Source organism: Coriobacteriia bacterium (genome assembly GCA_031292615.1).
GTDB lineage: Bacteria > Actinomycetota > Coriobacteriia > Anaerosomatales > JAAXUF01 > JARLGT01.
This window is the reverse complement of the sequence record JARLGT010000041.1, coordinates 1-8,300: the sequence shown is the minus strand read 5'-3', so window position 1 is coordinate 8,300 and position 8,300 is coordinate 1. Positions and strand designations below refer to the sequence as shown.

Annotated in this window: 15 protein-coding genes; all 15 read left to right on the top strand. The window is 66.8% G+C overall.

Going from position 1 to position 8,300, the window contains the following annotated elements; translation table 11 throughout:
• Nucleotides 1-198: hypothetical protein (locus tag P4L93_04065; protein MDR3686119.1), on the top strand; the 198-nt coding region annotated here is incomplete at its 5' end.
• Between the two features lie 22 nt (nt 199-220).
• The gene (locus tag P4L93_04060) at nt 221-1,198 is read left to right on the top strand and encodes a methyltransferase domain-containing protein (protein ID MDR3686118.1); all 978 of its coding nucleotides are present in this window, start codon (nt 221-223) and stop codon (nt 1,196-1,198) included.
• Nucleotides 1,199-1,207: 9 nt separating this feature from the next.
• On the top strand, nt 1,208-1,687 hold the full coding sequence (locus P4L93_04055; protein MDR3686117.1) for a VOC family protein: 480 nt from the start codon (nt 1,208-1,210) through the stop codon (nt 1,685-1,687).
• Between the two features lie 215 nt (nt 1,688-1,902).
• A complete protein-coding gene (locus tag P4L93_04050; protein MDR3686116.1) occupies nt 1,903-2,337 on the top strand; it encodes a hypothetical protein in 435 nt (144 codons plus the stop codon).
• A gap of 136 nt (nt 2,338-2,473) precedes the next feature.
• Nucleotides 2,474-2,677, top strand: coding sequence for a cold shock domain-containing protein (locus P4L93_04045; GenBank protein MDR3686115.1), 204 nt, complete (start codon nt 2,474-2,476; stop codon nt 2,675-2,677).
• 144 nt (nt 2,678-2,821) lie between these two features.
• Nucleotides 2,822-3,283, top strand: coding sequence for a hypothetical protein (locus P4L93_04040; GenBank protein ID MDR3686114.1), 462 nt, complete (start codon nt 2,822-2,824; stop codon nt 3,281-3,283).
• Nucleotides 3,280-3,681: a hypothetical protein gene (locus P4L93_04035; protein ID MDR3686113.1), complete on the top strand. Its 402-nt coding sequence runs from the start codon at nt 3,280-3,282 to the stop codon at nt 3,679-3,681. The genes P4L93_04040 and P4L93_04035 overlap by 4 nt, the downstream gene beginning before the upstream one ends.
• Before the next feature lie 382 nt (nt 3,682-4,063).
• Nucleotides 4,064-4,396 (top strand): FKBP-type peptidyl-prolyl cis-trans isomerase, encoded by a 333-nt coding sequence (locus P4L93_04030; protein ID MDR3686112.1) that lies wholly within the window; start codon nt 4,064-4,066, stop codon nt 4,394-4,396.
• A gap of 32 nt (nt 4,397-4,428) precedes the next feature.
• Nucleotides 4,429-4,701 (top strand): DUF2277 domain-containing protein, encoded by a 273-nt coding sequence (locus P4L93_04025; protein ID MDR3686111.1) that lies wholly within the window; start codon nt 4,429-4,431, stop codon nt 4,699-4,701.
• Between the two features lie 43 nt (nt 4,702-4,744).
• Nucleotides 4,745-5,200 carry a hypothetical protein gene (locus P4L93_04020; GenBank protein ID MDR3686110.1) on the top strand — a complete coding sequence of 152 codons (456 nt, stop codon included), beginning with the start codon at nt 4,745-4,747 and terminating at the stop codon, nt 5,198-5,200.
• A gap of 34 nt (nt 5,201-5,234) precedes the next feature.
• On the top strand, nt 5,235-5,744 hold the full coding sequence (locus P4L93_04015) for a hypothetical protein (GenBank protein ID MDR3686109.1): 510 nt from the start codon (nt 5,235-5,237) through the stop codon (nt 5,742-5,744).
• On the top strand, nt 5,741-6,295 hold the full coding sequence (locus P4L93_04010) for a DUF1697 domain-containing protein (GenBank protein MDR3686108.1): 555 nt from the start codon (nt 5,741-5,743) through the stop codon (nt 6,293-6,295). Before P4L93_04015 ends, P4L93_04010 begins: the two co-directional genes overlap by 4 nt.
• A 103-nt stretch (nt 6,296-6,398) precedes the next feature.
• The gene (locus P4L93_04005; protein ID MDR3686107.1) at nt 6,399-6,926 is read left to right on the top strand and encodes an ACT domain-containing protein; all 528 of its coding nucleotides are present in this window, start codon (nt 6,399-6,401) and stop codon (nt 6,924-6,926) included.
• Between the two features lie 154 nt (nt 6,927-7,080).
• A complete protein-coding gene (locus P4L93_04000) occupies nt 7,081-7,743 on the top strand; it encodes a hypothetical protein (GenBank protein ID MDR3686106.1) in 663 nt (220 codons plus the stop codon).
• A gap of 169 nt (nt 7,744-7,912) precedes the next feature.
• The coding region (locus tag P4L93_03995) for an isocitrate/isopropylmalate family dehydrogenase (protein ID MDR3686105.1) at nt 7,913-8,300 on the top strand (388 nt) is incomplete at its 3' end.

Here is an 8,300-nt window from a genome sequence, read left to right as displayed (position 1 = left end):
ATCCTTCGCTCAGTACTGAACTCGCTTCGCCGAGAAGCGGCGGTTCGCGATATCCGGGTCTGCACGCTGGGTCCGTGCACTGACGTGGTCGGCAGAGAGTCTTGGCTCGAGCCGGATGAAGCGCTGGTGGGCGATCGCGTTGCCATCTTCAGCTCCCGGCGGACGAGGGCTGCTCACGCCACCCAGGCGGGCAGATGACACCAAGGGAGGGGGAGCCCAATTGAGCGAACGCGACACTATGCTCGCCGGACGGCTCTACGATGCCAGCGATCCAGAACTCGTCTCGAGCCCCTCAGCCACACCCGCCGAGAACCGCGCAGACGCCTGGCCGCTCGCCTGTCCCGTCTGCGACAGGCGGTTGAGCTGGGGCGAGCGGACGGTATCGTGCTCGGAGGGCCACTCCTTCGACGTCGCCCGCGAAGGCTACGTCAACCTTCTGCCGTCGCAGCACCGTTCGCGCGGCATGGAAGGCGACGTCATCGGCATGTTGCAAGCTCGCCGCAGGTTCCTGGAGGCGGGACATTACCGTCCGCTGCGCGACGAACTGTCGGCGCAGGTCGGGGCCGTGCTGCAGGAGCGCGCCGAGGGCAGCGGTCTCGTTGCCGGAGCGCCGCGCGCGCCCGTGCCGTGCGTGCTCGAGGTCGGCTGCGGCGAGGGCTACTACGTCGGGGGCGTCGCCGATGCGCTGTCGTCGTACGGGGGCGAGCCTGTGGTTTGGCTCGGCAGTGACCTGTCCAAGCCGGCTGTCAAGCTGGCGGCCAAGCGCTACCCCAAGCTCACGTTCTTCGTCGCCGACATCAACCGCCGCCTCTACGTTCACGACGGCTCGGTAAGCGTGCTCCTCGACGTGTTCGCGCCTCGAAACCCCACGGAGTTCGCGCGGGTGCTGGAGCCCGGCGGCTCGGCGGTGATCGTGATTCCGGGTGAGTCGCATCTGGCGAGTCTGCGAGAGCAGCTGGGGCTGCTCGGCATCCAGGAGAACAAGGAGCAGCTCGTGATCGAGCGGCTGGGCGACGAGTTCGAGCTGGTCGGCCGCACGGAGGTCGGCTACCCGATGGAGCTCTCGGCCGAAGCGGTCGCCGACTTGGTGGCGATGGGGCCGAGCAGCTGGCATCGCCCGGCAGACGAGGCGCAGACTATCGGAAAAGTCGCGCAGACGGATGCAGCGTTCTTGGTGCTGCGACTACAGCGAAAGTAGGGGGCCGAGATGATTCAGGGCGCGCGCTACATGCACACCAACGTGATCGCCCGAGACTGGCGCGCGCTGGCGAACTTCTACGAGACGGTGTTTGGATGCGAGTTCGTTCCGCCCGAGCGCGACTACTCGGGAGCCACGCTCGAGGCGGGTACCGGCGTTGCCGGCGCGTCGCTGGCCGGTCGCCATCTGAGGCTTCCTGGGCGCGGCTCCGACGGCCCTACGCTGGAGGTCTTCTCCTACTCGCAGCTGGCCGACGGCCCAGTGCCGGCCGTCAATCGTCCCGGCCTTGGCCATCTTGCCTTCGAGGTCGACTCAGTCCAAGACGCCCGCCGAGAAGTCCTCGCCGCCGGGGGTGCACCGGTAGCCGAGGTCGTGACGCTTACTACCGCGACCGGCGCGCGCGTCACGACCTGCTACGTCACGGATCCCGAAGGCAACATCATCGAGTTGCAGTCGTGGGGCCCCGCCGAGGCTGCCGAGCGAGCCTAATTGCCATTGGCAACGCCAGTCAGAATCGGGCGCACCGGGACTCATGCACCGATTCTGGGAATCGGAGTACTGGGCCGAGCGGCGATCGGCTGAACACTGGGTGCGGCGGCGGTCGGTTGGACCGCTGGAGGGTTGTCCGCGTAGCGCGCGAGTGATCGGGTCGAATCGAGGTAGCGGCTATCTCGGAATGGCACGTTGCTTCATGAGCAGGAGACATGGCTCCCAACAAGTGGCCGCGAGACAAGTTCGATGGTCCGGGCGGTGGACTCTACACCGGCCCTGGCGGCGGGCTGTACGCCGGTCCAGGCGGAGGAGCGTACGAGGGCCCGGGCGGAGGACTGTACTGCGGACCGGGTGGCGGCATGTCGACCGGCCCTGGCGGCGGCCTGTCCACTGAACCCGGAGGCGGGATGTCGACGGGACCTGGTGGTGGGCTTTCGGACGGACCTGGGGGAGCGCTCTCGACTGGGCCAGGCGGCGGCTTGTGGGTCGGCCCCGGGGGCGGACTCTACAACGGCGAGTGCGCGGAGCCGTTTAGCTCCAACATCCCCCCGTGGCCGATCTTTATCGATGAGTTGGAGAAGCGCGGGCTGTCCAACTACGCCGAGGAGCTGCGACGGCACCACCTTCGGGAGAACGTCCGACCGTAGTCGCTCCAAACGTGCTATAGTGACCAAAGGCGGGCCGAGTGGCTCGTCAGACTTGCGACCTGACACACCGCATTCGTGCGGGTACCGTCGGGTCGTTTTTGTTTTGCCCCGTTGGGGCGAGAGGATGGTTTTTAGAATGGCAGAAGGCAAAGTCAAGTGGTTCAACGCTGACAAGGGTTACGGCTTCATCGAGCGCGAGGGTGGCGACGACCTGTTCGTCCACTTTAGCGAGATCAAGTCCGAGGGCTTCAAGAGCCTCGACGAGGGTCAGGCCGTCTCTTTCACGGAAGCTACTGGCCAGAATGGCAAGCAGCAGGCCACGCAGGTCATGGCTCTCTAGTCTGACTTGCGTCAACGATTTGAGCCGGATGGCCCTTCGGGGCTGTCCGGCTCTTTCGTTTCCCGGCGGTCGCCTCACGCGATAAGCTTCTTGTCTGGGAGATGGAGGCTGGCGAATCACGTTCTCGCCGGGAGATGAGTCGCCATGGACATCAGCAACCAAGAGTTGGCGGCCGCTGCGGCCGAGTGCGACGACTGCAGAGGCTGGCTTGAGCATTGTCACGCGGAGTGCTGCCGGGACTTCACCTTCGCGGTCGGGCCAGCCAGCGACGTGGAGTTTGCGGATGACACGGTTCGCGTCCGTGCTTCGATCACGTGGGACGTGCGGCGCTACCTCGAACTGCACGGCGCGCAGGTTGACGACGACTGCATCACGGTACCCCGCGAGGCTGTCTCGGCGATGCCGGATCGCTTGGTCGTGCGCATGCAGTGCCGCGCGCTCACGCGAGACGATCAGTGCGCGCTGCACGACGGGCGCCAGCCACTCTGCTGCAGCGGGTTCACTCGACTGAGCGCGAGCAGCGGGAAGTGGGTTGTGCCGCCCGAGTGCCGCTTCGCCTTTGCCCCAGGCGCTCCTCGGCAGACCGAAGGGGAGTTGTTGCGGTGATCCAGGCCGTCTGCTCGCTCGCGTTCTTCACGCTGATGACGTGGGCGGTCGTGGTCGGACGGCGTCGTCAGAGGCTGCGCAACGCAGGAGTCGGCCCTCGCGGTGCGCTCGCCGAGGAGTGGAGTCCTGAGGCGATCTCGGCGGTACTCTCGGCGCTCGATCCGGCGTTGGTGGGCGTCCGATCGGGCGATGCAAATCCCTACGAGCGCTCGGCTGAACTCATCTTCGAGGAGCTCCCCCAGCGAGACGTGCTCGATCGCGAAGCCTTCGAGGCGCTGGTTGCCAGCTCGCTCGAGATCGTGTCGGCCGGGCTAGCGACCGCGCGTGAGACCCGGCGTGCGGCCGATCGGCTGTGGCAGATGCATGCTGCAGCTCACGCGCGCTGGGAGCGGGAGTAGGCAACCCTGCCGTGTGTCGCTTCTACGGAGTCGGCGGCAGGTCTGGGAGAGTGGCTCAGGGCTTGCACTAGCCCTCGTCGGGTATTTGATGGCACGATTGACCGACCGCGGGCAACCGCGCTGCTTACTGACAACGACTCTGGAGGCGCACGTGACAAGGCGAGATCTCAAGGACACGTACTCGAAGCGAACAGGACGGCGCTCGCAGGTCGCGCTCGTCGCTCTAGCTGTCGGCTTGGCCGCCGTGGCGCTGACCGGCACCGCCTGCTCGGGAAGCTCGACGCCGAGCGCGTCGCAGAGCACCGCGCCAGCCGAGACGCAGAGCACCGCTGCCTCTACTGCGCCCGCTCCAACCCCAGCTCCGGCACCCGCGCCGGCGCCGGTGGAGAAGGTCACAATCAAGGACGTGAAGATAGGCAAAGGCCCGGCCGCCAAGGCTGGCGACAGTGTTACTGTCGAATACACCGGGTGGCTCACGAACGGCGCCAAGTTCGACTCAAACGTCGGTGGCACTCCGTTCCCGGTCACGATCGGTGCCGGCCAGGTCATTGAGGGCTGGGACCAGGGACTCGTTGGGATGAAGTTGGGCGGAACGCGCATCCTGACCATTCCGCCGTCGCTGGGTTATGGCGCGCAGGGCTCCCCGCCAGCGATTCCACCTAACTCGACGCTGAAGTTCCAGGTCAAGATCATCTCGCTGACGCCGGGCCAGTAGGAGCGCGCACCCACGCAGATTGGTACAAGCCGATGTGCCGCAATATCAAGACGCTCTACAACTTCGAGCCGCCGGCGACCGAGGACGAGATTCGCGCCGCTGCTTTGCAGTACGTGCGGAAGATCAGCGGCTTCTACGGGCCCTCCGAGGCGAATCGGGCCGCCTTCGAACAGGCCGTGGCCGGTGTCGCTGCGGTCTCGGGGGAGCTGCTCGACTCGCTCGTGACTACGGCGCCGCACAAGAATCGCGCCGATGAGGCCGCCAAGGCGCACGCTCGTGCGCTCGCGCGGTTCGGCTCGGCGTGACCGACGACCGCCTCGGCAAGTCCGACTTTGATGGGGGATGCTCGTGTCCGAAGTGACGAAGGTCCGCGAACCGAACTTCAGCTTGGACCTGCCCGGCGAATGGATGGCGGGACCTCCGAGCGAGGACGACGCGACGCTCACGTTCGTTGAGGTGGGCGGCGCCGCGAAGGCGAACGTCACGCTCTTGCGCGTGCGCCCGCTCTTCGAGATCGCCGACAAGGAACGACTTCTGGGCGACTACATGCAGCACCGCCAAAACTTCGAGTCCGGCAAGGAGGGTGCCCTTAAGCACTCCGAGCCTGTGACCCAGGGGATCGGTGAGGGCTTCGAGGGAGAGTGGTACAGCGAGGACCTGGAGGGGCTCAGGCGCATCCAACATCGCGTGTTGCTGGTGGGCTGGCTGCTTGCCGACTTCGCCTACGAGAACTCGGGTGTCGACCCCAAGACGTTCGCCGAGCAGTCCTCGCAGGTCCTGGGCGCGGCGAGCGCGTCCGAGTAGCGGGACGAGGAGCTTGAGTTCGATCGACAGGAGGGTGAGCGTCGTGAAGGCCGTCGTCGTGTACGAGTCGCTTTGGGGCAACACCGCGCAGATCGCGCGTGCGATCGCCGAGGGCATCGGGCCCGACACGCGCACAGTCAGTACCTCGGAGGCCACCGCAGCCTGCGCCGACGGCATCGACCTGCTCGTCACCGGTGCGCCGCTTCTCGGCTTCGACCTGCCAACCGACGCCATGCGCGCGTCCATCGCGAGCAACCCGGGAGCTGGGCCGACGCCGCCCGACGTCGACCACCCCTCGATCCGCTCGTGGCTCGAGGCGCTCGGTACGACCGACGCCGCGTGCGCCACGTTCGAGACTCGCATCTGGTGGTCGCCTGGGAGTGCCGCCAAGAAGATGCTCGCCATGCTCCAGGCCAAGGGCCTGCACCGCATCGCCGAGCCGGCCAAGTTCATCGTGACAGGCAGGTACGGTCCGCTGAAGGCCGGCGAGACAGATCGGGCGCGTGCGTGGGGCGCCGAACTTGCGCGAGGGGTTGACGCGTGACGCGCTTCGTCGCGCTGCTCCGCGGCGTTAACGTCGGCGGTTCGCGCAAGGTCGAGATGGCCGCGCTGCGGGCCGCGCTCGAGCGCGTCGGCTTCGTCGACGTGCGTACCTATCTGCAAAGCGGCAACGTGGTCTTCGCCGCAGACAGCGGTACGGCTCCCCAGCACGCGCTGGCTGTCGCGCAGTGCATCGAGCGCGAGTTCGGTTTCCCCGTCGACACGCTCGTGCTCGCGTGCGACGAACTTGCGCGCATCGCGGCGAGCAACCCGTTCCTGGCCGCCGACTCCTCGGTCGACGAGCGTTGGCTGCATGCGGCATTCCTCCTCGAGCCGCTGACCGCCGAGGAGTTCGACGCGCGGGCCCTTCCAGCCGATGAGGGGGAGAGGGCGCTGCTCGGCGACGGCGCGGTCTACCTGCTGCTGCCCCACGGAGTGGGGCGCTCGAAGCTCGCGACAGGTATCGGCCGAGTGCTCAATACGCCGATGACCTCGCGCAACTGGCGCACGGTCACGGCGCTTGCGGCGATGTGCGGCGAGCGTGCGCGGGCGTAGGCGCTGCATCTCACGCTCGCGTCCATCGAGTTCCGGGATGGCTAAAGCGACGCGGTCTTCCGCTACACTGAGGGGCACCTGCAGCTCGCCTCGAGGGGGAACCATGCGGACTGACGTCGTCTTCACGCTCACCGGGCCCGACCGCATCGGCATCGTCGAGGAGGTCACTCGCGCGCTTCTGGAGCTGGGCGGCAACGTGGGTACGAGTCGCATGGCGCGCCTCGGTGGCGAGTTCGCAATCCTAATGCTCGTGGCTCTTCCCGACGACCGCCGAGCCGACCTCGACGCCGCGTTCGCACCTCTGGTGGCGCAGGGCTACAAAGTCACGATCGGCCTGACGGACGCCGACAAGTCGGCGGAGCACGTTGGCTGGCTGCCGTACGAGGTTCTCGTGACCGGCGCCGATCACGAGGGCATCGTGCACGAGGTTGCTGCCGGCCTCTCGCGCCTCGGCATCAACATCGAGTCCGCCGAGACCTTCTCAGCCGAGGCACCCGTGAGCGGCACGCCACTGTTCACGATGACGGCGCGCGTGGCCGTACCGCCGAGCGTGGACGAGACCGACTGGATCGCGGCGTTGAGTGCCGCCGGCGACGAGTCCAACGTCGACATCGAGGTCACGGCGCTGTAGCTCGGCTTGCCGTCTCGATGCTCGGGCCGCCGAGCCGCGATTGATATCTCCGCTCGCCGGGCAGCTTCTGCTATAATCCCACGGCGCCCGCGCCGTCCTTTGGCGCTCTCGCGGGGACCAAGTCCGTGCCGCCACTACCCCCGGAGCTCACCCTATGGCTACTGACAACGCGTCGACCTTTTCTCCCGACGCCGACAAGAACGTGACCGCCGAGAAGGCCCTGACAGACCCCAAGCTCTTGGCGTCGGTCGTCGACGCACTGGCCGGCGAAGACCGTCGCAGCCGCCAGGCGGCAGCGAGCGTCGTGCACAGCGTCGCTCTGCAGAAGCCGGTGCTGCTCAAGGAGTACGCGCCTCAGCTCGCCGACGCCCTGCACCGTCCCGAGTCGCAGACTCGCTGGGAGGTGCTCGGCACGTTTGAGATGCTCGTTCCGGTCGATGCGCGCCTAGTCGACAAGGCTCTGGGCGGCGCTGAGACCGCGCTGCACGACGAGGAGTCCGGCGTCGTTCGCCTCGCCGCCTTCCGTCTGCTCTGCGCCTACGCCACCACAACGGCGCACCGGTCCGAGCGTGTCTGGCCGCTCATCGACGAGGCGATCCGCTGCTACCACGGCGATCCTGAGTTCCCTGCCATGCTCAACGGCGTCTACAAGATGATGGTTGGCGGCGCTTCGGACAGCGTGAAGATCGCGGCTGCCGAGCGCATGCTGTTCGACTCCGAGAACGGCAAGGGACTTCTCAAGCGCCGAGCGACCAGTATCGTGCAGGCCGCACCCAAGAAGCGCGGCAAGAAGAAGCCGGCTCCGGCTGCCGAGTAGCCCGCTCGCACCTCGAACCGAACACTCAAGCGGCGACGTCCAACCAGACGCCGCCGCTTGATGCTGACGTGAGCGTGACGGTCTTGGAGCGGCTTGGCGCGTTGCACTACACTCGTGGCTCGATGACGGCCGCTGTGAGCCGTCACCTGATCAAGGAGGATCCATCCACATGGCTCAGCACACCGTGACATTGATTCCGGGCGACGGCATCGGCCCGGAGATCACCACCGCGATGCGGCGCGTGGTCGACGCGACGGGCGTCGACATCGAGTGGGAGGTCGTCGACGCGGGCTCCGATGTGATGGAGAAGTACGGTACGCCGCTTCCCCAGCACGTCATCGACTCGGTTCGCAAGAACAAGGTCGCCATCAAGGGCCCGATCACCACGCCGGTGGGCACCGGTTTTCGCAGCGTGAACGTCGCGCTTCGCAAGGAGCTCGACCTCTACACCAACCTGCGTCCCGCGTTCACCATCCCGGGCACGGGCGCTCGCTACGACGATGTCGACATCGTCATCGTGCGTGAGAACACCGAAGACCTCTACGCCGGCGTGGAGT